Source organism: Caballeronia grimmiae (assembly GCF_022879615.1).
Lineage (GTDB): Bacteria > Pseudomonadota > Gammaproteobacteria > Burkholderiales > Burkholderiaceae > Caballeronia > Caballeronia grimmiae.
Genome location: NZ_CP084273.1, coordinates 683,187 through 708,893, shown reverse-complemented (window position 1 = coordinate 708,893; position 25,707 = coordinate 683,187). Strand labels below are relative to the sequence as shown.

Genomic DNA, 25,707 nt, shown 5'->3' with positions numbered 1-25,707 from the left:
AAGTCATGAGTGGAAGCACCCAGGTTGAGGCCCATCGTCAGCGCCAGTCGAAGATAGCCGCGGCCAGCGGCTGGATCGGCTCAGCACTTGAGTACTACGACTTCTTCATTTACGCGACCGCAGCGTCGTTGCTTTTTCCGCAGCTCTTCTTTCCCTCGGGTAACCCTACGGTTGCCATCATCGCATCACTGGCAACCTTCGGCGTCGGCTATGTCGCCCGGCCGATAGGCGCTATGGTCCTCGGCCACGTCGGCGACCGGCACGGCCGGAAGACAGTGCTCATTTTCTGCATGTTCTTAATGGGCATCTCCACGATGGGCGTGGGCCTGTTGCCGACCTATCAACAGGTCGGCATCTGGGCTCCGTTGCTGCTCGTCATCCTCCGGCTCATTCAGGGCTTTGCCGTCGCGGGAGAGGTTTCCGGCGCCAGTTCCATGATTCTCGAGCATGCGCCGTTCGGCCGGCGTGGCTACTTCGCGAGCTTTACCCTGCAAGGGGTGCAAGCCGGGCAACTTCTGGCGGCAGCGGTCTTTTTGCCGTTGGCGCACTTCCTGCCGAAAGATCAGTTCGCCTCCTGGGGATGGCGCATTCCGTTTCTCCTCAGCTTCGTCGTTATCATCATGGGCTACATCATTCGCCGCCAGGTCGACGAAACTCCCGCTTTTCGCGAGGAGCAGGCTCACGGCGAGGTGCCTTCGTCACCGGTTGTCGAGGTTCTGCGAGAGAGCTGGGACGATGTCTTGCGCGTCGTCTGCATGGCGCTCGTCGCTGTCATCGCGCTTCTTGCTACGGTGTTCGGCGCCGCGTATGCAGTCCAGCCGGCCTACGGTATCGGCTTTCCCGTTGGCGTCTTTCTCTGGATTCCGGTTCTCGGAAACATCTGCTCGGTCATACTGATTCCCTTCGTCGGTAATCTGTCCGACAAGATCGGCCGCAGGCCGCCAGTGCTTGCAGGCGTGCTCAGCGCCGGGCTGCTCTCTTTTGGCTACCTGTACGCCATCAGCATCCATAACCTCTGGCTCACGATAATTCTTGCGGTGCTGATGTGGGGCATCGCCTATCAGGGCTTCAACGGAGTGTTCCCGAGCCTCTTCCCAGAACTGTTCCGCACGCGGGTGCGCGTAACGGGGATGGCGATCGGACAAAACGTCGGGACGACGCTTGCGGCACTGACGCCCACACTCTTTGTCGCCGTCGCGCCCCCGGGCACCGCCAACATTCCGCTGAAGATCGGCCTTCTAACGTTCGGTATCTGTCTCGTCGCCGCCTTCGCTGCGTTCACTACACGTGAGACGTATCGCATCCGTCTTGACGATCTTGGCGACCGCGACGCGGTGCCCGTACCCGAAGCCGAGTACGAGCGCGCGCGCGCCGAAGCGATGGCGGGACGAATCGATTCAACCGATGGGCGAGACCTCGCGAATCAGGCCCGCTCGTAACTGTTTTGCCATCCTAACTACCCTCGCTAATGTGTCGGTGCAACTTTGTTTGAGCCGGACATGAACGATTTGACCGCGGCTCCTGCGAGTAGCTTCACGCCGCGCAAAGGAAATGTACATGCACAACGAAGACACCCCCCGATACGACGGCCCGCGCGAGCTTGCGCAATCTCTAAGCGCGTTTGCGCGAATCAGTGCGGCCGAAGCGCCCTGGAATCAGGAGGGCCTGCGCGCCGATTCCGAGTACCGCGACCTCGGACTCGCCACGGTAACCAATGGACGCATCGGGGCGAAGCATATTCGCGCGCTCAAGCCGTTCACCGGTCCGACTGGCTGGCACTGGCACGACATGACTGGGCACTATCTGTACGTGTTGCGCGGATCCGTGACGTTCCGTTTCGCCGGAGTCGAGGGCGACGTGACGCTAAACGCCGGTGACGGCCTGTCGCAGCCCGCCGGTGTGCCACACAACGTGATGTGGCGATCCGACGATCTCGAGGTCATCGAGATCAACGAGCCCGCTGTCTACGGGACGTGGGATCTGGACGTACCGCCGGCACCCTGGAAGTGACTGTCACCGCTCCGGGCAGTCACGGCAAGACTGCGCCATCATCCAACATCGAACACCACGCAGCGATGGATCCACATATCACAGGAAAAGCGCGGCTCTATGGGTTAGTGGGCGATCCACTGACGGCAGCCAAGTCGCCACAATTGTTGAACCGGCTCTTTGCTGAACAGCGCGTGGACGCAGCTTGCGTTCCGTTCTGGGTGAAGGCGGAGAACCTGTCCGCGTTTGTCGCCGGTGCACGAGCGATGGGCAATCTCTCCGGCATGCTCGTCACCATGCCTCATAAGCAGCGGATGCTGGAATTCGTCGACGAGCTTGATCCGACTGCTCGCCAGGTCGGCGCGCTCAACGTCATCCGGTGCGAGGCGGATGGACGTTGGGTCGGCGCGATATTCGATGGCGTCGGCTGCGTTCTTGGAATGCAATGGGAAGGCAACCATCCCGCGAACAAATCTGTGCTTCTTGTTGGCGCGGGAGGCGCAGGTAGCGCCATCGCATTTGCGGTCGCGTCCGCAGGCGCCAGCAATCTCACCATATCCGACGCCAACGAGCATCGGGCTGGCGACCTCGCCGCATCTGTTGCTGCCGAGACCGGCTGCGACGCACGTTCGGGTCCGCCCGACCCGCGAGGCTTTGACGTCGTCATCAATGCCACGCCGCTCGGCATGAAAGTGGACGATGCCATGCCGATCGATCCGGAACGGCTCGCGCCCGGCGTCATTGTCGTCGACATCATCAATGCGTCCGAGCCCACGCCGCTTCGACGTGCCGCGCAAGCGCGCGGGTGCCGTACCCAGGACGGGGGACCGATGCATCAAGGGCAGGCCCTCTATGCACTCAGATTTCTGGGATTCGATTATCGCCCCGATGGGCGGCCAGCACCTGAGGACGGCCCGCGATAGACGCTGAATGGAACGCACGACCGTCATGACAAAACGCGTAGGAAAGCGCGCATTGTCAGACTTGCTACGGTTCGTTTTAGAACCACGCAGTCATGAGATTTCAAAAGGAGACACGCATGAGAGTTGCTTTACTGGAGGTCAGCCATTGGCACGTTCCGCTCTATCTTGATGCGCTGGAAGCGCCCGGGATTGAAGTGGTTGCCGTATCGGATGCGGAGCATGTCAAGGGCGAGGCAATTGCCGCGCGATTCGGAAGCAAGCTGTACTCGTCGGCCTATGATTTGCTCGAGCGCGAGGAAGTCGATTTTGCGTTCGTGTTCGGGCGGCATTCGGAGATGCCGGCTCTCGCCGAGGCCGTGGTCGCGCGCAACATTCCGTTCGCGCTGGAGAAACCATGCGGCGTCAACATGTCGCAAGTCACCAGACTTCGCGAACTGACTGAGCAAGCGAATCTTTATTGCGCAGTGCCATTGATCTTCCGAATGAGCGAGTTGCTCAGATCGCTCGAAGATGCGGAGGGGCGCGTACCGTCGGACTACAACTACATGTCCTTCCGTTTCATTGTGGGTCCGCCGAGCCGGTACGAAGCGGCCGGCGCGGGCTGGGCGCTCGATCCCGCGTATTCTGGAGGAGGATCGACAATCAACGTGGCGACTCACTTTATCGACCTGTTCAGATTGCTCACTGGAAAAGAGGTCGCCCGAGTCTCTGCCACGATGAACTCGAGAACGCATCGAGGGGCCGTTGAGGACTATTCGCTGCTGACCATGCAAACCGACGACGGCGTGATCGGCTTGGTGGAAACGGGATATAGCTTTCCCAGTACTCCCGACGAGCAGCGCGAATTCTCGTTCACTCTCGCATCCGATCGTATATACGCGAAGTCCGCTCCGGACCGAATCGAGATACGCGAAAGGAACAACCTTTCTGCCGGCACGCGAAGCCGCCGCCTTCAACTCGAGACTGATATTTACTACCCGTTGTTCGTCAAGCGGGTGCTCGCGGAATGCCGTACCGGCGCAAAGCCCATCGCGTCATTGCGTGATGCAGAGCTCATGATGCAAGTCATGGACGCGGCCTACGCGTCAGCTCGCCAAGGGGGTGCGCTTCAGATTCTTGAGCCGATTTCAAAGTGACGTATCCGTTAGACGGCACGCTCATGCTGCAAACATCACAGTGCGATGCGGCCGACTATCCTGCGCCACGGGAAGCGGACTGGATCGCGCGAGATTTCAGTTTCAGCACCGGCGACGTGATGCCGGAGGTACGGCTACACTACCGGACCATCGGCGACCCGTCCGGAGAGCCTGTCCTCGTCTTGCACGGCACGACAGGCACGGGCGCCAGCATGTTGACACCTGGTTTCGCTGACGAGTTGTTTGGCCCCGGGCAACCGCTAGATGCCCACAAGCATTTCATCATCCTTCCGGACGCGCTAGGAGCCGGTGGATCGTCCAAGCCGTCCGACGGACTGCGTACACGGTTCCCGGCTTATAACTACGACGACATGGTGCTCGCGCAGCACCGGCTTCTCACCGAGCACCTGAACATCCGGCACCTGCGTCTTTTGATCGGCAACTCGATGGGCGGCATGCACGCATGGATCTGGGGTGTGCGCTATCCGGATTTCATGGACGCGCTCGTGCCCATGGCGTCACAACCGACGGAGATGTCCGGCCGCAACTGGATGCTGCGCCGCATGCTCATTGAGATGGTCCGAAACGATCCAGCGTACCGGGGCGGCGACTACACGAGTCAGCCCAGTTCGCTGCGGCTTGCCAGCGCCTTTTTTGCGCTGGCTACCAACGGTGGCGCGCTCGCCTGCCAGAAGGCCGCGCCGACAACCGAACTCGCCGATCGGTACGTCGACGACAAGTTGGCACAGCCGTTCACATTGGATGCCAACGACTTCATCTATCAGTGGAGCGCCTCCCGCGGGTTTAACCCCGAACCTGACCTAGAAAACGTGAAGGCTGCGGTCCTCGCCATCAACGCCGCCGACGACGAACGCTATCCGCCAGAGACTGGCTTGATGGAGCACGCGATGCGGCGTGTGCGCAATGGCCGGCTGCTTCTGATTCCTGCCAGCGAGGATACGTGCGGCCACGGGACGAACGGCCTGGCTCGCTTCTACAAGCGCGAACTGCATGAACTGTTGCGAACGGCTTCACGCACGGTCGTGGAGTAACGCCTCTAAGGGTGGACCGCTAATCTCTTCCGCTTCGAGCCGTCGTTTCGCTGTCGCCTTCAACGTAATCTGTGTAAAGGACGACGGTCGCCGCTGTCGTCGTTTCCGCGCATCGGCTGTGACATCGCCAACGGCGGCCATTCAGATTGGCGACAAAATGCGCCCAGCGCCGTTTGAGCAGAGCCCGCTTGGGCCACTCGTCAGCGCAATGACCAATGCTTTCGTAATGCACGCGTGGCCCTTCGAGCGTTGATCATTGACGCGTTCTGATTTCGACATGCATTCCGACGGGGCGACCATTTAGCGATTGAGCCTATCGCCGCAATGCATTGTCACCGGTGCTAGCCCACGCCGGCACGATCGCGATGAACGGTGCACTGACGCTTATCGATTCACATGGACGTGCGCTGCCGCCGACGGCGCTCGCATGTGCAGTGGTCTGGTCCGCGGGGATGACACACAGGATCCATTGCGCCGACTCTTCGGCGCAGTCTGTGCAGGACGTACCGATCGAATGGCAGTGACAACATTGCAAGTGCGGAGAACCGGGAGTTTGTCCCATGGTGCGCGTCACCTTACGATGCGGGAATCGAAGTCACGAGCCTCGAATTGTAGTGTTCTATTTTCGTCTATCCTAAGTTTGCTTTGTTATATGGATGAGGACGCGTGGCATTTTGGGCGGTAGAAACCGACTTGAGCTAAGTGCACGCAGGGGGATCGAGAGAAAAGTTGCGGTTCATGATGGACCGCTTGCGTATACCTCATTGCTCGAGACCGTTCCGCACGATCGTCTCGATCAGCTTCAGTCTGTCCCATTTAATGCGCCCAGCAATCAGCTTTGCCACCGGTTCAGAACCCGACATTTTTATATCGCGAGAACGCGACGCAGTGAAATGGCCAGCCCGATCCCGCGACGGTTCCACGACAGGCAGTTCAGTCCACGTAGAAGCGAGTGCCACGAACGAGGTCACGCTTATCGGTATCGATCTGGGCAAGCATGTGTTTCATCTTCATGCGCAGCATGCGAAGGGGCATGATGTGTTCCACAAGCGCCTCGCGCGCCTGCAGTTGATTTTGTTCTTCAGTAATCCGAATCCAATAGCTATTGTTAAGGAAGCGAGCGCGGGCTCGCACTGACTGGCACGCAAACTCAACGGTGCGGCATGTTGCCAAGTTGGTTCAGCGCAATAAGGTGCGGCCGTCCGTGAAGGGTACAGGAATGATTGCATCGATGCATAGGCGATTTGCGAAGCCGCGACGCGGCCCACGATGCGCTCCGTCAAACCTCGCACGGAGGCATAGCGGCATCTCGCCGGGTAAGACAGGGAGCGTGAGGGCCTCATAGCGAACGCACGGCCGCCATCAACTCCACGTCCCACAACTGTTAGATCCGCGCGTAAATCGAACTGCCTATCGTCAACGTCGTCGCACCCGGGGACGCGAAACGGATGTCATAGAGGTCGCGTCCAAAATTGCCCGGCACTTTGACCGACATGCCGCCTAGCGTATCGCTCACCGGCACGATCAGTTGATAGCGAAGATCTTCGTTTCCGTACAGCACATAACCAGGAAGCTCGGCAAGCGTCGCGAAAAAACCAGGCGGATTGCCCAGCACGACAATGGGCACGGCGCTCGGCGAATCGTTGGTCAACGTCCATTGTGTGCCGACGCGTTGCTGCCAAACGGCGTCGAGCGCCGCCAGCGGTGCCAGTTGCTGACCAACCGGCAATGTCAGATACGCATAGCCCGCGCCCGGCGCGACGCGCTTCATCAGATAGCGATAGTTGAACGCATGTCCTTCGCTGTCGTTGCCGGACACGACTGTGAAGCGATACGAAGCCGTATCGGTATCGCTCCAGTACCAGCCGTCGCTGCGGTACTGGTACTTGCCCACTGCCGCCCAGCCTCGCGTATTCGCGGCCCACTGGTTGATCTGCAAACTACCGTCAGCATTGACGAGCACCTGATACGGCGAATCGGAATTACCGTAGATGCCCGCGCTGTTCGCGATGCCCGGCCCCGATGCGACTGGCGGCGCCGTTGTGCCGACTTTCGCCGGCAGCGACGAGATCGTGCCGTCTTCCTTCAACGCCGACAGCACCAGCGTTTCGGCAATTTCGCGCGCGTTGTAGCCGGCGTTGCCAGTCACCAGCAGCGCGAACTGCGAGCCGGGTACGACAAAAAACTCAGTCGAATAAAACGCAGTGCCGCCGTCTTTCTCCCAGCCCAGCACGCCTGCTGCGTTGAGCGCCGGCTGTACTACCGTGTCCCAACCCAGACCCCAGCGCCATTCCGGCGACGGGTTGATCGTCAGGTTCTTAGTCTGATCCTCGCCCATCTGCGCGATGCCCGCTGCGGACACGATGCGCTGCCCTTCGAACACCCCTCCCCCGTAGATCATCTGCGCGAGATTCATCATGTCGGCGGGCGTCGAACTCAGTCCGCCCGTCGCGTACGCATTGACGAATTCCTGACGCTGCACGCCGTCGACGTACGGCAGCGAGAACGACCCACTGGTCGGCACGCTCGTCAGATAGCTGGAGTGGGTCATCTTCAGCGGCGCGAGAATCGCCGACTGGACGAAGTCCGCGAAACTCTGCCCCGTCACGGCGAGGACAATCTGCTCGACCATCGTGAAGCCGTCGTTGCAATAGACCGCCAGTTCACCGGGCAGATGCTTCAGATGCGAGTTGGCGAGTTCGGCCTGCGTGTCGGCGGCGTAACCGGCGACCGGTTCAAATGTAAACAGATTGCGCCCGTTCGTGCCCGGCAGACCGGATGCATGCGACAGCAGATGCCGGGTGGTGATCTGCGCATATTCCGGCGACAGCATCGTGAACGTCGGCAGATATTTGACGATGGGTGTATCGAGCGTAACCAGGCCGCGATCCACGAGGATCATCGCCGCCAGCGCGGGAAACAGCTTGCTGACCGAGCCGATGTTGAAGCGCGTCTGCGGCGTCGCCGGGATTTTCCCCGGCACCGATGCCAGCCCGACCGCCTGCTGCCACACTATCGCATTGCCCTTGACCATCGCGACGGAGATCGCCGCGACGGGTTGCGACGGATCGCTGACTGCCTGCTGGATCATCTGTTGACCGAGCGCGATGGTCTGCGGATAAGGCGTCGAATGCGTGTCGTCGTGCCCGCAACCCGGCAGCACCGCCGCGAGCATCCCGGCGCCGGTGTAGCCTAGAAACTGCCGCCGGCCTGCGCTGAAAAGCATCTCTTGATTGCGATCGCACTTGGCCACGGCATTCACCTTCGTTATGGTTCGTGGGACTTGCGAGAAGCACTGTTCGCTGATTTCGGCGCCGCCAGCGCGGTGGCAATGGCCGCTTTGAGATTTGAGCTAGTGACCGGCGTTCTGCTTGCCGCCGATCCACTCAGCCCAAATTCATAGCCGTGCGATGTAACGCTGGTAGCAACCTGTCGGAATCCTACCAAGCTTTGACCCAACATTGCGAGCTTAATGGCAGCAACGCTTGTTCTAACGTCCTTGTGCATCATCGTGCCGATACGCATAGACACTTGGACGAAGCGTTATTTCAGACAAGTTCGGGAGCTGGAACTGCACGAATCGGCCCGCCGCACAGCGTGACGTCCAGGCTCAAAGTATCGGCTCCCGCGCGAGCGCGCTGGTCTCGTCGAGACTATCATCATGTCGATGCCGGAACGTCGGCGCCGATGCCTTGAGCAATCGCGTATAAGCGTGCCTCGGATGTACGAACACTGTGTCCACGTCGCCCTCCTCCACGACGCGCCCGGACTTGAAGACGAGCACCCGATCGCACAGATGCCCCACGACATCGAGGTCATGCGAGATGAAAAGCAGCGCAGTTGAATGCCGCGCCTGCACGGACACCAGCAGATCGAGCACCTGTGCCTGAACGTAGACGTCCAGCGCGGAAACCGGCTCGTCGCAGACGATCAGCGCCGGCTCCGGCGCAAGCGCCCGCGCGATCGCCACGCGCTGCCGCTGCCCGCCGGAAAGCGACACGGGCCGCCGATCCAGATACGCCGCGCCAAGCCCCACCTGTTCCAGCAATTCCACGCTGCGGTCGAGCACGTCCGCCCTGGAAAGACGCCGCGAATGCAGCCCTTCCGCGAGAAGCTCGCGCACGGCATGCCGCGGATCGAACGAGCTCAAAGGGTCCTGCGGGATGTATTGCATACGGGCGCGCAGCGCGCGACGCGACGACTCGGCGAGACCCGCGCCATTCCATTCGCTTCCCATGAAACGCACGGCCCCGCGATCCGGCGCAAGCAGCCCCAGCACGATATTTCCGCAGGTGCTTTTCCCTGATCCCGATTCGCCGATGATCCCCAGCACTTCGCCTTCGCGCACGCGAAACGACACGTCATCGAGCGCGGTGAAGCGTTCGTCGCGCGCACCGCCGCGCCGCCTGTAGGTTTTGCCGATGCCCTCAACGTCGAGCACCACGCGATCCGACGAAGCCGCCCGCGCCGGCAGCGGATCGCGCACGATCGCCGGCATCGAGCCACGCACCGTCGACGCGATGCGGGCCGAACTCAGCCGATGCCCGCGCGACTCCAGCGATGGCTGCGCCGCCAGCAACTGCCGCGTGTAATCGTGCGACGGATGGTGCAGCACGTCGCGCGTCGCCCCGCTATCGACGACATGGCCGCCGTGCATGACGAGCACCCGATCCGCGATGCCCGCGACCACCGCAAGATCATGACTGATCAGCAAGACGCCGACGCCCTGCGCGAGACGCTCGGCAAGCACCGCGAGCACTTGCGCCTGCACGGTGACATCGAGCGCAGTCGTCGGCTCATCGGCGATGACGAGCGCCGGGCCGGCCGCAATCGCCGACGCGATCAGCGCGCGCTGCCGCAAACCGCCCGAGAGTTCGTGCGCGTATTGCCGGGCGCGCATCGCCGGTTCGGGAATGCCGACATCGGTCATCACGTCATGCACCCGCGCACGGCGATCCGCCCGCGAGCGCAGCACCCGATGATGCGCCAGCACTTCGGCAATCTCCGCGCCGACCGTGCGCAGCGGATCGAGTGAGACGAGCGCGTCCTGCATCACCAATCCGGCAAACGGACCGCGCAAGCCACGCCAGTCGCGCTCGGTGAACGCGAGCGCATCGCGGCCGGCGATCTCGAAGCGCTGCGCGCCGATTTGCGCGCCGCGACCCGCCAGGCCGAGCAGACTGCGCGCCGTGAGACTCTTGCCGGAGCCGGATTCGCCGACGAGCGCGACGCATTCGCCCGGGCGAATCGTCAGATCGACGCCTTGCACGAGCGGCGCGCCGCCGTTCGCATTCGCAAAACCAATCGACAGCCCGCGAATGTTGACGAGCAGCCGATCCTGAACCCACGCCTGCGACTTCATGCGCGCACCTCGAACTTGCGTTGCAGGAAGCGGCCGATGACCGCGAACGACAGGACGGTCAGCGTGATCGCCATGCCCGGAAACACGCTCGGCCACCACGCGACGCGCAACACGTCGCGTCCCTCGGCGAGCATCACGCCCCATTCGGGCGTTGGCGGTTGCGGACCCAGGCCGAGAAAGCTCAGGCCCGATACGGCGATGATCGCGCTGCCGATATCGATCGTCGCGATGACCGGCACTGCGACGAGCACGTTCGGCAGCACATGCCGGAAGAAAATCTGCGTGCGCGAAAGACCGAAGCTGACTGCGTGCGTCACGTAATCGGCGCGGCGCACGACCAGCGCCTGCGAGCGCAGCACGCGCCCGAACTTCGGGATGCCCGCGATACCTACGGCTACGGCAATATTGACGATCCCTTGCCCAAGAAACGTCACCACGAACAGCGACAGCAAGACCGGAGGAAACGCGGACAGCACGTCGAACACGCGCGACGCGGCTTCATCGGCGAGACGGTTCGACAAGCCCGCGAACAGTCCGACGACGAGCCCGATCGCGAGGCTCACGATCATGCTCGCCAGTCCGATCAGCAATGAATACCGCGCGCCGTAGATCACGCGCGAAAGCACGTCGCGCCCGATGCGATCGGTGCCGAACCAGTGTTGCGAACCCGGCGGCTGCAGCGCGGCGGCGACATCGCTGACGAGCGGATCGAACGGCGTCACAATGCGCGGAAACGCCATTGCAATAGCAAGCGCCACGAGGAAAGCCGCAGCGATCAGCACGCCCGCAGGCAAGGGCGCGCTCGCACTCGGGGCGAATGCGATACGGTCGACGGTACTCATTGGCTGCGCAACCTCGGATCGATGAAGAGATAGGCGATGTCGAGCAACGTCGATACGACGACATGCACGAACGCCGCGAGCAACACGACAGCCAGCACCACCGGCACATCCTGCGAGGTCACCGCATTCAGCGTCACGCTGCCGATGCCCGGCCGGCCGAACATCTTTTCCGTGATGACCGCGCCGCCCAGCAGGCTGCCGATCAGCCAGCCGCCAAGCGTCACGACAGGCAGCAACGCGTGGCGCAATACATGACGCGCACGCAGTACGAGTTCGGACACGCCGCGTGCGCGGATCGTCGTGACGAACGGTTTCGCGAGCGCGGCTTCGATGGATTCGCGCATGACTTGCGAGAGTATCCCGGCGGTCGGCAACGCCAGCGTCACGGCGGGCAGGACGAGCGCGCGCCAGCCGTTCGCGCCCGATACGGGAAAGAGCCGCAATTCGAACGAGAACGCGATCAGCAGCAACATGCCGAGCCAGAAGACGGGTGTCGACGTGAACGTGAGTTCGAGCAGCGACGCGCATCGCGCACCGAGCGCGCTCCATGACCCGCGCGTGCCCTCGCCGCCCGCCGTGAGTGTCGCCACGAGAATCGCGAGCACCAGTGCGAGCGCGCCTGCGGACAACGCGAGCTGCATCGTCGGCCAAAGCTGGCTGCGAAGCACGTCGAGCACCGGCTGCTGCATCACGAAGGACGTCCCAAGGTCGCCATGCGCGAGCCGCAGCAGGAATTGCCCGTATTGCCACGGCAGACTGTGATCCAGCCCCCACTGCGCGGCGATCGCCTCGCGCAAGCCGGGGTACGCGAGATCGCCCGCCAGCACGTCTTCGATGCGGCCCGGCAACGCGTGAATCGCGACGAAGGCCACCGACGCTGCGAGCCACAACACGAGCAATCCCGTCAGCACGCGCGTCCCGATCTTTTTGCGCATCTCAGGCTCCCTGCTTGTCGATCCAGATGTCGTAAGCGCTCGCCGGGCCGTCCAGCTGCGGCTCGAACCCGACGCCATGCACGTTCGATTTCGACGCCAGGTGATACACCGGCGCGAAAAGCGGCACGATGAACGCCTGATCGACTGCGCGCTGCTGAATCTCGCCGAGCAGCTTGCGCCGTTCGTCGCCGATGGGCATGAGACGCGCGCGGTTAATATCGCCGGTGATCTTCTTGTCGGAACCGGGAATGGCGCTGTACAGGAAGCCCTTGTCGCCGAGCATGTCCCACAGTTCCATCGCGACATCGGACGGGTTGTCCGTGTTCGGGTAGATGAACCACACGCCCGTCGCCTTTTGATTGGCGAAGTCGCCCCCAGTCGTGATGCGCAGATTCAAATCGAGGCCGATGTTCTGCCGCAGCGCCGACTGCACTGCCCGGATCAGCACGTCGCGGCTGTCGCGCACATAGGGCTGGGGGTATCCGACTTCGACCGTTAGTCGCTTTCCGTCCTTGGTGCGGAATCCGTCCTTGTCGCGCGCGGTCCATCCGGCTTCGTCGAGCAGACGGTTCGCATCGGCGATCTTGTTGCCCCACGAGCCCGCGAGCTGCTTCGCATAGTCCGGATTGTCCGGACCGATGTTCGACCACGCGCGCCGCACCGTGCCCAGATACACGCTCTTTACGATGGCGTCGAGATCGAAACCGTCGCGCAGCGCGCGCCGCACGCGAACGTCGTTGGCAGGCGGCACCGTGTAGTTGATGTTCAGCGTGAACGATGTCGTCGCGGACGGGCCGTGCACGTACTGGAAGCCATCGACCTTGTCGAACACTGCGATGTCGGTCGGCTGAACGCCTTCGATCAAGTCGACCTGCCCCGAACTCAGCGCGCCCGTGCGGACAGCCGCCTCCGGCAAGAACCGATAAGTGACGCGATCGAGATACGCCGGCCCGCGATGCGCGGCGTTATCGGGCGCCCATTGATAATCCGGATTACGCTCGAACGTCGCCTGCTGTCCGCGTTGATACGACTTGAACACGAACGGCCCTGTTCCGACGATGCCGGGACCGCCGCCGCACAGATCCTTGTTCTCGGCGAGCGCCTTCGGTGAGATGAAGCCCAGCTTCACGCTCGACAGCGATTCGAGCGTCGTGGAGTCGGCCTGCTTCATCACGAGCTTGACGACATAAGGCGATACCACTTCGACGTGATCGAACGCGACGAGCAACGACGCCGAGGAGGACGTCGTGCTGACGTTCTTCAGGATGTAATCGAAGTTGGCCTTAACCGCGTCGCCATTGAAAGGCGTGCCGTCGGTGAATTTCACGTCGTCGCGCAGGGTGAAGGTATAGCTCTTGCCATCGGCGGCAATGGTCCACGACTTCGCGAGCCACGGCGCATAGGTGCCGTCGGTGCGCTTGGAAATCAGCGAATCGATGTAATTGCGGATGACCCAGAAAGAATTCTGCTGCGATGAACGATGCGGATCGAAGCAGGCGGGTTCGGTCGTCACGCCCCACGTGAGGTCTCCGCCCGCGACGGGTTGTTTCGCCGCCGCACTTGTAGCCGTTGCGGACTCCGTTTTGCTGCAAGCCGTGATCGCCGCGCTCAGTGCGATCGTCATGGATATGGTCAAAGCGCGTGCAAGCGCCGGTTGATTAACGTTCATCGAATGAGATTCCCCGGGCAGACAGAAGACGCGATGCGCCCGTGGCCTTGTCCGGCGCAGGAAGCAGGATTCAGGCGGCATCGCGAGAGAGGGGAAAGCTTACGGTCGCCAGAACGTGCCAGGCAAACAAGCAAACTTCATAAACTTATCTTTGGCGACATTCCTAGTATTTGCGCCGGATGCTTGCAAAGCGTAGCGAATGTTTGGACTATCGATATGGGTATCGCACGGTGTGGCACTTAGTCATCCGATATATCCATTTCATTGGCGAACACGGAAAAATCCTTCTGAACTCCCGTGCAATGGTTAGCTGTTTTTGTCGCTTTGCATTCGGACAAGAACACGTCATCATGTTCGGCTCTCGTCGATCGAGGAAACATTCCTGCTGGTCAGATACTCACCCGCCCAACAGCAGGCAGCCGCGATAGCAAGCCCAAATTCCCGGTATTCGCGCTTGCCTTGACAGTCCGCCCGTGTGGCCAGTTCATCCCCTTGGTACAGTACGACATCGAACCCATCCTTCTCGTGCTAAAGCGACAATGACAAGAAACGCCGCAACACACCGTTCATGCGCCGCGCCGATGCGTGCGCTCGCACTGTCCGCCTTGACCATCCTCTCAATCAGCGCCGCGCCGCCATCCGCACAAGCCGCTAGCAAGACGCTCGTGTTCTGTTCCGAAGGCAGTCCCGCCGGTTTCGAATCCGCGCAATATACGACCAGCACCGACTTCGATGCCGGCGCGCACGCCGTCTTCGACACACTGGTCGAATTCAAGCGCGGCACGCTCGATCTCACGCCGGGTCTCGCCGTGACATGGGACGCGTCGCCGGATGCAAAGACGTTCACTTTCCATCTGCGTCATGGCGTGAAGTTCCAGTCGACTTCATACTTCAAGCCGACGCGCGACTTCAATGCGGACGATGTCGTGTTCACGTTCAAACGAATGATCGACCCGAACGAACCTTTCCAGAAAGCGCATCCGGTCAGCTTTCCCTATCTGACCGACCTCGGGTACGACAAGAACATCGCGTCCGTCGACAAGCTCGACGATTACACCGTGCGCTTCACGCTCAAGACGCCCGACGTCGTGTTCGTGCGCAATGTCGCGATGGAATTCGCATCGATCGTATCGGCGGAATATGCCGCGCAGTTGTTGAAGGCCGGCAAGGTCGAGGACTTCAATCAGAAGCCAGTGGGCACGGGCGCTTTCGTTTTCCGCGATTATCAGAAAGACTCGACCATTCGCTACGATGCGAATCCGACTTTCTGGAACCGGAAAGACGTGCATATCGACAAGCTCGTTTTTTCGATCACACCCGACGCCGCCGTGCGCGAACAGAAACTCGAGAGCGGCGAATGTCAGATTACGTCGTTCGCACGCCCCGCCGATATCGCGAGTGCGAAGAAGAAGCCGAATCTTGCCGTACTGTCTGGCGTGGGTTTCAACGTCGCGTACGTCGGAAACAACACGACGCATAAACCGTTGGACAACGTGCTGGTGCGTCGCGCGCTCGACATGGCAATCGACAAGCAGGCGATCATCAAGTCCGTGTACGAGGGCGCGGCCACGGTTGCCACCAATCCGATGCCACCCTCGCAATGGTCGTATAACAAGGCGCTGAAGGACGCGCCGCGCGATCCCGCACGCGCACGAGCGTTACTGAAAGAGGCTGGTTTCCCCGATGGCTTCACGATCACGCTTTGGGCCATGCCTGTACAGCGCGGCTACAACCCGAACGCGCGGCTGATGGCGCAGCTCATTCAGTCTGACTGGGCGAAAATCGGCGTGAAGGCGAACATCGTTACGTACGAATGGGCCGAGTACAACAAGCGCGCCAAGACGAACGGCGAGCACGACGCCATCCTGTATGGCTGGCTCGGCGACAACGGCGATCCCGACAACTGGCTCGGCACGACGCTCGGCTGCGACGCCGTGCATGGCAGCAACATGGCGAAGTGGTGCAACAAACAGTTCGACGATCTGCTGGCGAAGGCCCGGCTCGATACGGATCAGAACGCGCGCACCAAGCTCTATGAAGAAGCGCAGGTAGTTTTCAAAGACCAGGTTCCTTATACGCCGATCGCTCACGCCGACACGTTCCAGCCTATTTCAAAGCGGGTGCATGGGTACTTGATCAGTCCGTTGGACGGGCATCGGTTCGATGGAATTACATTGGACTGAGTAAGATCATCGCGTTCGAAGTGATGGCGCTCTTTCAATGCGCTTGCGTTTCTTTACTGTTGATCGAACCGGCGTACGACGAACCGGTAAGCGTAAAGAGTCCACAGCCGCGATTACGCTCGCGCCGCAGTACACGCCACGTCGACGGCTCACCTACGCGCGAGAGCGATCCGCTCTTGCAGTGCTTCAATGCCGTGTCCACGCGAGCGCGCATGGTTCGGTCGTGCGAGCAAATATCGTGCTCGCACGACCGAACGTTCATCGGAGATTCGAAGCGCCTCAACGCGCCGGTAACGCGAAGCCGCCTGTGCGTAGAGCAACAGGCTAAACGACCGCCGCGTCGGCGCAGCGGTCACGTAATCGCGAAACTGCGCTACTTGCCTACCGGCGACTTCACGCCTGGCGTCGCGAGCGTATTGTTGCTGGTCGCAGGCGCAGCAGGCGCCACGTCGCTATTGGTGCTGCTCGGAAGGCCCGTACCCTTGGTGGACATGCCGCTCTCCGAATTGGTCATGCCGGGCGTGCCGTATCCGCCGGTCGCGCCGTTGACCTGATTCGCCGGGCTGGCCGTGCTGCCTGCCGCGCCGCCGCCGTTCGCGCCTCCGCCTCCGGCCCCGCCCGCTTGTGCATAAGCGCCGCCTGCCAGCGTCAGTGCCGCGACGGCCGCGACTAACGTGCTGATTGCCTTGTTCATGGTTCGGCCTCCTTTATCGGACAGAAATAAGGTGCAGACGTTCGCCGCCTGCTCCAAAAAAGAGCGCAACGTTCGTGCCGCGTGACGGCGTAACTGCATCGCCTGAAAGAAGCGCCTGCGTGCGCGGATGTTGCCGGCCATCCGCGCACGATTGCGCCGGTTACTTCGACCCGTGCTGCTGTTTCGCGCCTCCTCCAGCGCCCTGACCCTTGCCGGCTTTGGTGTGATTTGCAGCGTGCTGTCCGCTGCTGGGCTTGTCGCTGGATGTAGTCGCCGGCTTGCCAGAATTGGCCTCAGCCTTGGCGTCCTGTTCGGTTTGACTGCTGGGCGGTGCGGTCTTCATGGTGTTCATCCTCCCTCATTGCATGACGTCGAAAGCAGATCGACCGGCCGGCGAATCGCCGGACGCAGCCGTCCGCACAACGTTTTTTGCAAGCGTCGTTCCAGCGTTGTCGCTTGCGAATCCGCGATGAAAAAGGCCCGCTCGACAGAGCGGGCCTGTAACGCCCCGGCTTCGCTGACCGCCGTGTTCGAGCAACTCTCAGCGCACCCCGCAATCGATATCGATCGTCAACGCATTCAGATAGGCGTTCTCGACGATATGCCGCACCAGCCCCGGAAACTCCTCGGCCTTGCCCATCCGCTGAGGGAACAGCAACTTGCCGAGTATGGCGTCGGATACTTTCGGCGGCATGCCGGCCGACATGCCCGTTTCGAACAGCCCCGGCGCGACCGATACCACGCGAATGCCGTGTTCGGCCAGATCGCGTGCGATCGGCAGCGTCATACCGATGACCCCCGCCTTGCTCGCGCTGTAAGCAGCCTGGCCCATCTGCCCCTGCCGCGCAGCGCCCGATGACGTGTTGATGATCACCCCGCGCTCCCCGGTATCGTCGGGATCGTTCCTGGTCATCGCGAGCGCCGCGTGGCGGATCACATTGAACGTTCCCGTGAGGTTGACGGCAAGCACGCGATTCCAGAGATCGGACGGAAACGTCTCACCCTTCGATAGCGTCTTGCATGGACCGAGGATGCCCGCGCAATTGACCGCGACATGCACGCGTCCATGCAGTTCGACGACCCTCGCAATGCCCCTCTGAACGCTATGTTCGTTGGCGACATCGACGGCGATGCCCGTGATCTCGGGGCCGAGCGCGTCATCGAGCTTCGCCTGGTCGAGATCGAATCCGACCACCACGGCCCCGGCCTTCACGAGGCCCTTGCACGTGGCAAGGCCAAGCCCCGAAGCTGCGCCCGTCACGATCGCTACCTTGTTCGTCAGATTCATTGGCTTCCTCGTCTTGCCATTGGATTGCACTTGGCCGAAGCGACGCGGTCATGCATCACCCGATTGCATAACGCACGCGCGCACACGCGGTTCTCTTGCGGCAACGATCGAAGATTAAGGCGCGCGACTGGTTTTCCGCCCCCTCAAGAATAGGGGGCGTCACGCATGTTTCCGCTGTCTATCATTGGCCGGATCGAAAATCGTTCGGGACCGCCAATGACATCAGCGACATCACCAAGACAAGGCCCGCTCGCCGGAATCAGAGTGCTGGAAATAGCGGGCATCGGTCCGGGTCCGTTCTGCGGGATGCTGCTCGCGGATCTCGGCGCGGATGTCGTGGTGGTCGAGCGCATCGAGGCCGCCGCCGATGCGCTCGATCTCGGCAGCGTGCAGATCGCGAATCGCGGCAAGCGCTCCGTCGCCGTCGATATGAAGTCCGCCGAGGGCGTGCAGACCGTGCTACGGCTCGTCGAGCATTGCGATGCGCTCATCGAAGGCATGCGTCCGGGCGTCATGGAACGGCTGGGCCTCGGCCCCGATGTCTGCCTCGAACGCAATCCGCGTCTCGTCTACGGGCGCATGACCGGCTGGGGGCAACACGGTCCGCTGGCTCACGCCGCCGGCCACGATCTCAACTACATCGCGCTGTCCGGCGCGCTCTGGTACGCAGGCCAGCCCGGCGAAACGCCGGTCACGCCGCCGAGCCTCGTCGGCGATGTGGGCGGCGGGTCGATGTATCTCGCCGTCGGCCTGCTCGCCGGCATCATGAATGCGCGCGCGACGGGCATCGGGCAAGTCGTGGACGCGGCGATCGTCGACGGCAGCGCGCACATGACGTCCCTCCTCCTCGCGCTGAAGGCGTCCGGACAAATGAGCACCGAACGCGGTCAAAGCCTGCTGGATGGTCCGCACTGGTACAACACCTATCGCTGCGCGGACGGCGAGTGCATCTCAGTCGGTTCGCTGGAGCCGAAGTTTTATCGCGAGTTGCGCCAAAGGATCGGTCTCGAAGCCGATCCCCTCTTCGACGATCCCTACGATTGCCGCGCATGGCCCGAATTGCGCGAGCGATTCGCGGAGCTTTTCGCGAGCCGCAGCCGCGACGACTGGCGCGCGCTACTGGAAGGCACCGACGCATGCTTCGCGCCGGTGCTGACTCCGGACGAAGCCGCCGATCATCCCCATATGCGCGCGCGCGAGGTCTATACGCGCGAAGACGGCGTGCTTCAGGCAAGCCCCGCGCCGCGCTTCTCGGCGACGCCGCCCGCCCGCCCCGGCCCTATCCCACGACGCGGCGAACACAATCACGCCGTGTTCGAAGACTGGACGACTCAATCGACGCATCGCTCATAACCGGCACTCTTCGACCGACAAAGGCGGACCAGCATGACCGACACCAGCAACCCATTCTTCACCGAACAGCAGACGCTGATCTGCGATAGCGCGCGGCGCGTGGCACGCGAAATCGTCGCGCCGACGGCCGCCGAACGCGATCAGACATCGGCGTGGCCGCGCAACGAGTTGAAGGCGCTCGCCGAACTCGGCTTCCTCGGCATGCTGATTCCCGAGCAATACGGGGGCACCGGCGCGGGCGTCCTGGACTTCTGCCTTGCACAGCACGAAATCGCTGCGGTCGATGCCGGCCTTGCCACGATCGTCCACGTGCACAACTTCACGGCGTCGACAATCGCCGAGCACGGCACGGAGGCGCAGAAGCAACGCTATCTGCCCGCGATGGCGAGCGGCGAATCCATCGGCGCGTTCCTGCTGACGGAGCCGCATGCCGGTTCCGACACTGCCGCGCTGCGCGCCACCGCGCGGCGCGACGGCGATCATTACGTGCTCAACGGAACCAAGCAGTTCATCTCGAACGGCAGCGAAGCGGGCGTCGGCGTGGCGTTCGCCATCACCGACAAAGCGGCCGGCAAGCGCGGCGCGAGCACGTTCATCATCGACCCGAAGCAGCCGGGTTATCACGTCGCGCGTATCGAGCACAAGCTCGGGCAGCATACGGCCCACACCGCGCAGATCGTGCTGGAGGACTATCGCGTGCCGGCGTCGAACCTTCTGGGAGGCGAAGGCGCTGGCTATCGCACCGTGATGAGCGGCGTGTCGGACGGGCGCATCGGCATAGCGTTCATCGCGGCGGGCGTCGCCCGTGCGGCACTGGATGCAGCCGTCAAGTATGCGAGAGAGCGCGAAGCGTATGGCGCGCCGATCATCAAGTTACAGGGCGTCGCCTTCGACCTCGCGGACATGGCCGCGCAAGTGGACGTGGCGTTCCAGTATTGCCTGCATGTTGCGCGTCTGCGCGACGCGGGGATCGACTGCATCAAGGAAGCTTCGATCGCCAAGCTCTTCGCGAGCGAGATTGCCGAGAAGGTCTGCTCGGATGCGTTGCAGATTCATGGCGGTTACGGCTATCTGACCGACTTCCCGGTCGAGCGATATTTGCGCGATGTCCGCATCTGCAAGATTTATGAAGGCACCAGCCATGTTCAGAAGCTGATCATCTCGCGCAACCTGGGGTGAGCGCATTGCCGGGCGCGGATGTCGCGCCTTGCAATTCAGAACTATTCGGAACTTCATGCGATAGCAGCAAAAGCCGCCGCCCGTTCCCGGGCGGCGGCTTTGCTTTATACAAGACCCTACTGCCCGCAGACGAGCTTCAAAAATGCCTGCACTTGATGCCCCGATTCATCATAAGGACGCGCCGAACTCCAGTTCGCGATCTCGCCGAAATGCGCGGCGACACCCTCGGGCGTCACGTCCTGATCCGCGAGCAACACCGGCGCCGTCTCGACCACCGTCGCCGCTGCGAACGCGCCGCCGCCCGCCGCGATGATCGTCTTCGAAGGCGCATCGTCGCTGGCGAGGAAGAGCACGGCCGGCGTCACACGCTCCGGCTGGATGCGTTGCAGCATGGCTTCAGGGAGGATATCGGCGGTCATGCGTGTGGCCGCGACCGGCGCGATCGTATTGACCTTGATGTTGTTCTTGCGGCCTTCCGTCGTCAGTGCGTTCATCAGGCCGATCACGCCCATCTTCGCCGCACCATAGTTCGCCTGACCGAAGTTGCCATACATGCCCGACGATGACGTCGTCATCACGATGCGTCCGTATCCCTGCTCGCGCATCAGTTCCCAGACCGCTTTCGAGCAGTTGATCGAGCCCATCAAGTGGACGTCGAGCACGGCCTTGATATCGCCCATTTCGAGCTTCGCGAAGCTCTTGTCGCGCAGAATGCCGGCGTTGTTCACGAGGATATCGACGCGCCCGAACTCGGCCGCGGCACGCTCGACCATCGCGCGCACCTGATCGTAGTCGGCGACGTTCGCGCCGTCGGCAATCGCGGTGCCGCCCGCCTTGCGAATTTCGTCGACGACCGCGAGCGCGGCGTCGGACGAACCGCCGGTGCCGTCGCGCGCGCCGCCGAAGTCATTCACGACCACCTTTGCGCCGCGCTTCGCGAACGCCAGCGCGTGCGCGCGACCGAGGCCCGCGCCGGCGCCGGTCACGATGGCGACTTTCCCGTCGAAACGAATGCTCATGCTGTCTCCTGTTCTAGTGTCCGAATGTCACGTTGTTGTTGGAAAAATCATTTAGGGAAAGAGCCGCACGATGGTTTCCGCGACGCACGCCGGCTTGTTCTGGCCTTCGCATTCGACCGTCATTTCGATCTTGAGCTGCGCGCCCCCGCGATCGACCGCCGTCCACTCCATCAGCTTGAAATGCGCGCGCAGCCGGGTGCCGACCGGAACCGGCGCGATGAAGCGCACCTTGTCGAGCCCGTAATTGATGCCGCTTCGCGTTTCACTGATCCGGAACGCCGACGCCATGAAGGCGGGCAACAAGCTCAACGTCAGAAAGCCATGCGCGATGGTGCCGCCGAACGGCCCTTCTTTCGCACGTTCGACGTCCACATGAATCCATTGATGGTCGCCGGTCGCCTCCGCGAACTGATTGACGCGCTGCTGATCGACCAGAAGCCATTCGCTCGTCCCGATCGATTCACCGGCGAGCGGTTGCAGATCGACGATCTTGTCAAAGCTCTTCATGCGTGTCTGTCCTCCTGGAGCAGTTCTTTTTGCAGTTGAGCGGCGCATAGCGAGTCGTGCTGGTCGCTGGTGCCGAACAGCACGTCCGCGACGACCGCGCGCTTGTAGTAATGGCCGACGACGTACTCTTCGGTCATGCCGATGCCGCCGTGCAACTGAATGGCCTGAGCGCAAACTGCCCGCGCAGCCCGGCCGATGACCGACTTCGCCTGCGACACCGCAAGCAGTCGCGCGGGCTCGCTATCGTTCTGAATCGACGCGACGAGCGCATAGAGCATCGACCGCGCGATCTCCAGATCCGCCGCCATGTCCGCGATGCGGTGCTGCAATGCCTGAAAGCTGCCGATCGGCACGCCGAACTGCTTGCGCATCTTCAGATAGTCGGCGGTGAGTTCGATGGCCTTCTCCATCCCGCCGACGAGTTCCGCACACAGCGCCGCGGTCGCATGTGCGAGGCCGTGCCGAATGGCCGCGAGTCCCGCGCCCGGTTGACCGAGCACCGCATCGCGCGTGACGGCCACGTTGTCGAAGCTCAGTTCGGCGGCGAAGGCGCCATCGTGCAGAGGAAGCACGCGGCGCGAGAGGCCGGGCGTATCGGCGTGAACGAGGAACAGCGTGATGCCGTCTGCGTCCGGCGTGCGCGCGGAGACGATGAAGCTGTCGGCATCCGCGCCGCCCAGCACGAGCGTCTTTGTGCCGCTGATCGCACAGCCATTCGATACAGGCCGCGCGCGCACATCCACCGGCTCGGGCAAGCCTCGCGATTGCGCCTCGCCGTACGCGAGCGCCATGCGCAGCGATCCATCCGCCAGTTGAGGCAGCCATGATCTCTTCTGCGATTCAGTGCCCGCCGCCAGCAAGGTTTGCGCGGCCAGCACCGCGCAGCCGAGATACGGTTCGAGCACCAGCGCGCGGCCAAACTCTCGTGCAATGAGCACTGTGTCGATCAGCGTGCCGTCGAGACCGCCGCACGACTCGGGCAACGCGGCGGCGAGCCAGCCGTTGTCCCCGAAGGTTTGCCAGTGCGCGGGATCGCACGTCGAATGCACGCTGATGAGCGTGGTCCGCGCCTCGAAGCTGTATTCGCGTTCGACGAAACGCCGCACGCTGTCCTGCAGCAGTTGCTGCTCGGCATTGAGATTGAAGTCCATGATCGATCCTCGCTCAGAGTTGGAACAGCATCTTCGCGATGATTCCGCGCTGAACCTCGTTCGTGCCGCCATAGATGCTTGACGCGCGGCGGAAGAACATGTCGTTGGCAATGCCGCGTCCCACGTCCTGCTGCGGCAACGGTTCGCCGAGGCAGGCGTCGTGCGGCTCGGGATAGGCGACAGCGGCGTAGTCGCCGAGCGCCTCCGCCATCAATTCGGTGATGCGCTGCTGCGATTCGGTGCCGCGCACCTTGAGGATCGAACCCATCGCGTGCGCCAGCGGGCTGCGATCGAGTTCCATCGCTGCAACGCGCTGGACCATCATCGCGATTGCGTTCACTTCGGCTTCGAGGCGGGCCATGCGCAACGCGAACGCGGGTTGCGCGATGAGCGGCTCACGTCCCGCGCGCTGAGTCGCCGCTAGCTTGCGCACGCGGGCCAGGCCGCGACGCAGAATCGGCAGGTCAGCCGCGCTCGCGTGCTCGTTGTTCAGCAGGAACTTGGTGATCGCCCAGCCGTCCCCTTCAGCGCCGATGCGGTTCGCAACCGGCACGCGCACGTTGTCGAAAAAGGTTTCGTTCAGGTGATGACAGTCGTCGATACTGCGAATCGGCCGCACGGTGATGCCCGGCGTCTTCATGTCGACGAGCAGAAAGCTGATGCCCGCCTGCTTCTTGACGGCGGCATCGGTGCGGACCAGCATGAAAATCCAGTCCGATTCGTGCGCGTAGCTCGTCCACGTCTTCTGGCCGTTGACGACATAAAAGTCGCCGTCGCGCTCGGCGCGCGTGCGCAACGATGCCAGGTCCGAGCCGGAACCCGGCTCCGAGAATCCCTGACACCAGAGGCGCGATCCGTCGAGAATGTGCGGCACGTGCTCCGCCTTCTGCTCGGCGGAAGCGAACGCGTTGAGCGCCGGGCCGAGCAGCTTCTGCGCGAAGCCGTCCTGCGTCGGTGCGCCAGCCGCGACGCATTCTTCGTCGAACACCAGCCGTTGCAGCACGGTCCAGCCCGTGCCGCCGTCCGCTTTCGCCCAGTACGGCGCACCCCAGCCCTTGCGATTCAGGATCTGCTGCCAGCGCGCGAGGTCGGGGCGCATCGAGCGGACGCTGCCGACCGGCTTGTTCGCGAGATCGGGCGGAAGATTGTCGCGCACGAACGCACGCACTTCCTCACGAAAGGCGTCGAGTCCGGCATCATGTTGAAAATCCATCGGCGTCTCCCTCAGTTGCGGTACATCGTTACCACGCATGCGCCGCCAATGCCGACGTTGTGCTGCAACGCGACCCGCGCGCCTTCGACTTGCCGTTCCGCAGCGTTGCCGCGAAGCTGCTGAACCAGCTCGGTACATTGCGCGAGGCCGGTCGCGCCGAGCGGATGCCCCTTCGACAACAGGCCGCCCGATGGATTGACCACGTACCGGCCGCCATAGGTGTTGTCGCCATCGTCGATGAATCTGGCCGCGCCGCCTTCCGGGCACAGACCGAGCGCTTCGTAGGTGATCAACTCGTTGTGCGCGAAGCAGTCGTGCAACTCGACCACGTCGACGTCTTCCGCGCCGATGCCCGCCGCTTCGTAGACCTTCTGGGCCGCATTCTTCGCCATGCCGAAGCCCGCGACGTCGCGCAGGTCGTCGCCTTCGAGCGATTCCGGGCCGTCGGTGGTCAATGCCTGCGCCGCGATCCACACGCGCGTATCGAGGCCATGCCGGCGCGCGTAGTCTTCGCTGCACAGCACCGCCGCAGCCGCGCCGCAGGTCGGCGGACACGCCATGAGGCGCGTCATCACGCCGGGCCACATGACCTGATCGGCCATCACGTCTTCCGTCGACACGACCTTGCGAAACACCGCGAGCGGATTGTTCGCGGCGTGGCGGCTCGCCTTCGCGCGAATCTTCGCGAAACTCTCGAGCGGCGTGCCGAAGCGCTTCATGTGCTCCACGCCCGCGCCGCCGAAGATACGCAGCGCCGGCGGAATATCCGAAGGCACACCCAGTCGGTCGCACTGTTTCAGAAACAGTTCCGACGGTAACGGGCGATCGTTGAAATAGGTGCCGAGCGCACCGGGGTTCATCTGCTCGAAGCCAACCACCAGCGCGATGTCGAGCGCCCCCGCTTCGATGGCCTGACGCGCGAGAAAGAGGCCTGTCGAACCGGTCGAGCAGTTGTTGTTTACGTTGATGATCGGCAGGCCCGTCATGCCGACGTGGTAGAGCGCGCGCTGGCCCGCCGTGGAGTCTCCGTAGACGAAGCATGCATACGCCTGCTGGATCGTCTGATAGGCGACGCCTGCATCGGCCAGTGCGAGCTTTGCCGCCTGCGCGCCCATCAGGTCATAGGTTTCGCTTGCGCCCGGTTTCCTGAATGGGACCATCCCCACTCCGGCGACAACGACTTTGCGCGTCATATCTTCTCCTCCAGTTGTT

22 protein-coding genes are annotated in these 25,707 nt (G+C 62.5%); 9 read left to right on the top strand and 13 right to left on the bottom strand.

From position 1 onward, the window contains the following. The first annotated feature begins 5 nt into the window (after positions 1-5). From LDZ21_RS22485 to LDZ21_RS22460, 6 genes are all read left to right on the top strand, one after another. Positions 6-1,439, top strand: coding sequence for an MFS transporter (locus LDZ21_RS22485; protein WP_244796189.1), 1,434 nt, complete (start codon positions 6-8; stop codon positions 1,437-1,439). A gap of 118 nt (positions 1,440-1,557) precedes the next feature. Then, complete coding sequence (locus tag LDZ21_RS22480) at positions 1,558-2,010, top strand: cupin domain-containing protein (protein WP_244796188.1); 453 nt, start codon at positions 1,558-1,560, stop codon at positions 2,008-2,010. Between the two features lie 65 nt (positions 2,011-2,075). Further along, a complete protein-coding gene (locus LDZ21_RS22475; protein ID WP_244796725.1) occupies positions 2,076-2,912 on the top strand; it encodes a shikimate dehydrogenase family protein in 837 nt (278 codons plus the stop codon). 116 nt (positions 2,913-3,028) lie between these two features. Further along, positions 3,029-4,048, top strand: a complete 1,020-nt coding sequence (locus tag LDZ21_RS22470) for a Gfo/Idh/MocA family protein (protein WP_244796187.1) — start codon at positions 3,029-3,031, stop codon at positions 4,046-4,048. Between the two features lie 23 nt (positions 4,049-4,071). Continuing rightward, positions 4,072-5,100, top strand: coding sequence for an alpha/beta fold hydrolase (locus LDZ21_RS22465; protein WP_244796186.1), 1,029 nt, complete (start codon positions 4,072-4,074; stop codon positions 5,098-5,100). 738 nt (positions 5,101-5,838) lie between these two features. Then, a complete protein-coding gene (locus tag LDZ21_RS22460; RefSeq protein ID WP_244796185.1) occupies positions 5,839-6,237 on the top strand; it encodes a hypothetical protein in 399 nt (132 codons plus the stop codon). Positions 6,238-6,484: 247 nt separating this feature from the next. On the opposite strand, the gene LDZ21_RS22455 is transcribed toward LDZ21_RS22460, so the two are convergent. The 5 genes from LDZ21_RS22455 to LDZ21_RS22435 all read right to left on the bottom strand — a co-directional run bounded on the left by LDZ21_RS22455 (position 6,485) and on the right by LDZ21_RS22435 (position 13,863). Then, a complete protein-coding gene (locus tag LDZ21_RS22455) occupies positions 6,485-8,353 on the bottom strand; it encodes a serine hydrolase domain-containing protein (RefSeq protein ID WP_244796184.1) in 1,869 nt (622 codons plus the stop codon). A 357-nt stretch (positions 8,354-8,710) separates the two neighbouring features. Then, entirely contained in the window at positions 8,711-10,462 is a 1,752-nt protein-coding gene (gene nikE, locus LDZ21_RS22450) for a nickel ABC transporter ATP-binding protein NikE (protein ID WP_244796183.1), read from the bottom strand. Further along, complete coding sequence (locus tag LDZ21_RS22445; RefSeq protein ID WP_244796182.1) at positions 10,459-11,304, bottom strand: ABC transporter permease; 846 nt, start codon at positions 11,302-11,304, stop codon at positions 10,459-10,461. Before LDZ21_RS22445 ends, nikE begins: the two co-directional genes overlap by 4 nt. Beyond that, positions 11,301-12,239: an ABC transporter permease gene (locus LDZ21_RS22440; protein ID WP_244796181.1), complete on the bottom strand. Its 939-nt coding sequence runs from the start codon at positions 12,237-12,239 to the stop codon at positions 11,301-11,303. Before LDZ21_RS22440 ends, LDZ21_RS22445 begins: the two co-directional genes overlap by 4 nt. Position 12,240: 1 nt before the next feature. After that, positions 12,241-13,863 (bottom strand): ABC transporter substrate-binding protein, encoded by a 1,623-nt coding sequence (locus LDZ21_RS22435; protein WP_244796180.1) that lies wholly within the window; start codon positions 13,861-13,863, stop codon positions 12,241-12,243. Positions 13,864-14,489: 626 nt separating this feature from the next. Here LDZ21_RS22435 and LDZ21_RS22430 point away from each other — a divergent pair. Next, entirely contained in the window at positions 14,490-16,091 is a 1,602-nt protein-coding gene (locus LDZ21_RS22430; RefSeq protein WP_244796179.1) for an ABC transporter substrate-binding protein, read from the top strand. A gap of 373 nt (positions 16,092-16,464) precedes the next feature. Here LDZ21_RS22430 and LDZ21_RS22425 read toward each other — a convergent pair whose 3' ends face one another. From LDZ21_RS22425 to LDZ21_RS22415, 3 genes are all read right to left on the bottom strand, one after another. Beyond that, positions 16,465-16,785: a hypothetical protein gene (locus LDZ21_RS22425; protein WP_244796178.1), complete on the bottom strand. Its 321-nt coding sequence runs from the start codon at positions 16,783-16,785 to the stop codon at positions 16,465-16,467. A gap of 160 nt (positions 16,786-16,945) precedes the next feature. Further along, complete coding sequence (locus tag LDZ21_RS22420; RefSeq protein WP_244796177.1) at positions 16,946-17,137, bottom strand: hypothetical protein; 192 nt, start codon at positions 17,135-17,137, stop codon at positions 16,946-16,948. Positions 17,138-17,326: 189 nt separating this feature from the next. Continuing rightward, entirely contained in the window at positions 17,327-18,073 is a 747-nt protein-coding gene (locus LDZ21_RS22415; RefSeq protein WP_244796176.1) for an SDR family NAD(P)-dependent oxidoreductase, read from the bottom strand. A gap of 216 nt (positions 18,074-18,289) precedes the next feature. On the opposite strand from LDZ21_RS22415, the gene LDZ21_RS22410 reads away from it, so the two are divergent. Both LDZ21_RS22410 and LDZ21_RS22405 read left to right on the top strand, forming a co-directional pair. Beyond that, on the top strand, positions 18,290-19,426 hold the full coding sequence (locus LDZ21_RS22410) for a CaiB/BaiF CoA transferase family protein (RefSeq protein ID WP_244796175.1): 1,137 nt from the start codon (positions 18,290-18,292) through the stop codon (positions 19,424-19,426). A gap of 33 nt (positions 19,427-19,459) precedes the next feature. Continuing rightward, complete coding sequence (locus LDZ21_RS22405) at positions 19,460-20,605, top strand: acyl-CoA dehydrogenase family protein (protein WP_244796174.1); 1,146 nt, start codon at positions 19,460-19,462, stop codon at positions 20,603-20,605. Between the two features lie 116 nt (positions 20,606-20,721). On the opposite strand, the gene LDZ21_RS22400 is transcribed toward LDZ21_RS22405, so the two are convergent. The 5 genes from LDZ21_RS22400 to LDZ21_RS22380 are packed head-to-tail and all read right to left on the bottom strand — an operon-like array spanning position 20,722 to position 25,688. Then, a complete protein-coding gene (locus LDZ21_RS22400; RefSeq protein ID WP_244796173.1) occupies positions 20,722-21,624 on the bottom strand; it encodes an SDR family NAD(P)-dependent oxidoreductase in 903 nt (300 codons plus the stop codon). Positions 21,625-21,675: 51 nt separating this feature from the next. Continuing rightward, positions 21,676-22,131, bottom strand: a complete 456-nt coding sequence (locus tag LDZ21_RS22395; RefSeq protein WP_244796172.1) for a MaoC family dehydratase — start codon at positions 22,129-22,131, stop codon at positions 21,676-21,678. Further along, the gene (locus tag LDZ21_RS22390; RefSeq protein ID WP_244796171.1) at positions 22,128-23,282 is read right to left on the bottom strand and encodes an acyl-CoA dehydrogenase family protein; all 1,155 of its coding nucleotides are present in this window, start codon (positions 23,280-23,282) and stop codon (positions 22,128-22,130) included. Before LDZ21_RS22390 ends, LDZ21_RS22395 begins: the two co-directional genes overlap by 4 nt. 13 nt (positions 23,283-23,295) lie before the next feature. Then, positions 23,296-24,495 carry an acyl-CoA dehydrogenase family protein gene (locus tag LDZ21_RS22385; RefSeq protein WP_244796170.1) on the bottom strand — a complete coding sequence of 400 codons (1,200 nt, stop codon included), beginning with the start codon at positions 24,493-24,495 and terminating at the stop codon, positions 23,296-23,298. 11 nt (positions 24,496-24,506) lie between these two features. Further along, positions 24,507-25,688, bottom strand: coding sequence for a lipid-transfer protein (locus LDZ21_RS22380; protein WP_244796169.1), 1,182 nt, complete (start codon positions 25,686-25,688; stop codon positions 24,507-24,509). Positions 25,689-25,707 lie beyond the last annotated feature (19 nt).

Coding starts and splice junctions, on each gene's coding strand:
- LDZ21_RS22485 (WP_244796189.1), top strand. CDS start 6: ATGAGTGGAAGCACCCAGGTTGAGGCCCATCGTCAGCGCCAGTCGAAG.
- LDZ21_RS22480 (WP_244796188.1), top strand. CDS start 1,558: ATGCACAACGAAGACACCCCCCGATACGACGGCCCGCGCGAGCTTGCG.
- LDZ21_RS22475 (WP_244796725.1), top strand. CDS start 2,076: ATGGATCCACATATCACAGGAAAAGCGCGGCTCTATGGGTTAGTGGGC.
- LDZ21_RS22470 (WP_244796187.1), top strand. CDS start 3,029: ATGAGAGTTGCTTTACTGGAGGTCAGCCATTGGCACGTTCCGCTCTAT.
- LDZ21_RS22465 (WP_244796186.1), top strand. CDS start 4,072: ATGCTGCAAACATCACAGTGCGATGCGGCCGACTATCCTGCGCCACGG.
- LDZ21_RS22460 (WP_244796185.1), top strand. CDS start 5,839: ATGATGGACCGCTTGCGTATACCTCATTGCTCGAGACCGTTCCGCACG.
- nikE (WP_244796183.1), bottom strand. CDS start 10,462: ATGAAGTCGCAGGCGTGGGTTCAGGATCGGCTGCTCGTCAACATTCGC.
- LDZ21_RS22445 (WP_244796182.1), bottom strand. CDS start 11,304: ATGAGTACCGTCGACCGTATCGCATTCGCCCCGAGTGCGAGCGCGCCC.
- LDZ21_RS22440 (WP_244796181.1), bottom strand. CDS start 12,239: ATGCGCAAAAAGATCGGGACGCGCGTGCTGACGGGATTGCTCGTGTTG.
- LDZ21_RS22435 (WP_244796180.1), bottom strand. CDS start 13,863: ATGACGATCGCACTGAGCGCGGCGATCACGGCTTGCAGCAAAACGGAG.
- LDZ21_RS22430 (WP_244796179.1), top strand. CDS start 14,490: ATGCGTGCGCTCGCACTGTCCGCCTTGACCATCCTCTCAATCAGCGCC.
- LDZ21_RS22425 (WP_244796178.1), bottom strand. CDS start 16,785: ATGAACAAGGCAATCAGCACGTTAGTCGCGGCCGTCGCGGCACTGACG.
- LDZ21_RS22420 (WP_244796177.1), bottom strand. CDS start 17,137: ATGAACACCATGAAGACCGCACCGCCCAGCAGTCAAACCGAACAGGAC.
- LDZ21_RS22415 (WP_244796176.1), bottom strand. CDS start 18,073: ATGAATCTGACGAACAAGGTAGCGATCGTGACGGGCGCAGCTTCGGGG.
- LDZ21_RS22410 (WP_244796175.1), top strand. CDS start 18,290: ATGACATCAGCGACATCACCAAGACAAGGCCCGCTCGCCGGAATCAGA.
- LDZ21_RS22405 (WP_244796174.1), top strand. CDS start 19,460: ATGACCGACACCAGCAACCCATTCTTCACCGAACAGCAGACGCTGATC.
- LDZ21_RS22400 (WP_244796173.1), bottom strand. CDS start 21,624: ATGAGCATTCGTTTCGACGGGAAAGTCGCCATCGTGACCGGCGCCGGC.
- LDZ21_RS22395 (WP_244796172.1), bottom strand. CDS start 22,131: ATGAAGAGCTTTGACAAGATCGTCGATCTGCAACCGCTCGCCGGTGAA.
- LDZ21_RS22390 (WP_244796171.1), bottom strand. CDS start 23,282: ATGGACTTCAATCTCAATGCCGAGCAGCAACTGCTGCAGGACAGCGTG.
- LDZ21_RS22385 (WP_244796170.1), bottom strand. CDS start 24,495: ATGGATTTTCAACATGATGCCGGACTCGACGCCTTTCGTGAGGAAGTG.
- LDZ21_RS22380 (WP_244796169.1), bottom strand. CDS start 25,688: ATGACGCGCAAAGTCGTTGTCGCCGGAGTGGGGATGGTCCCATTCAGG.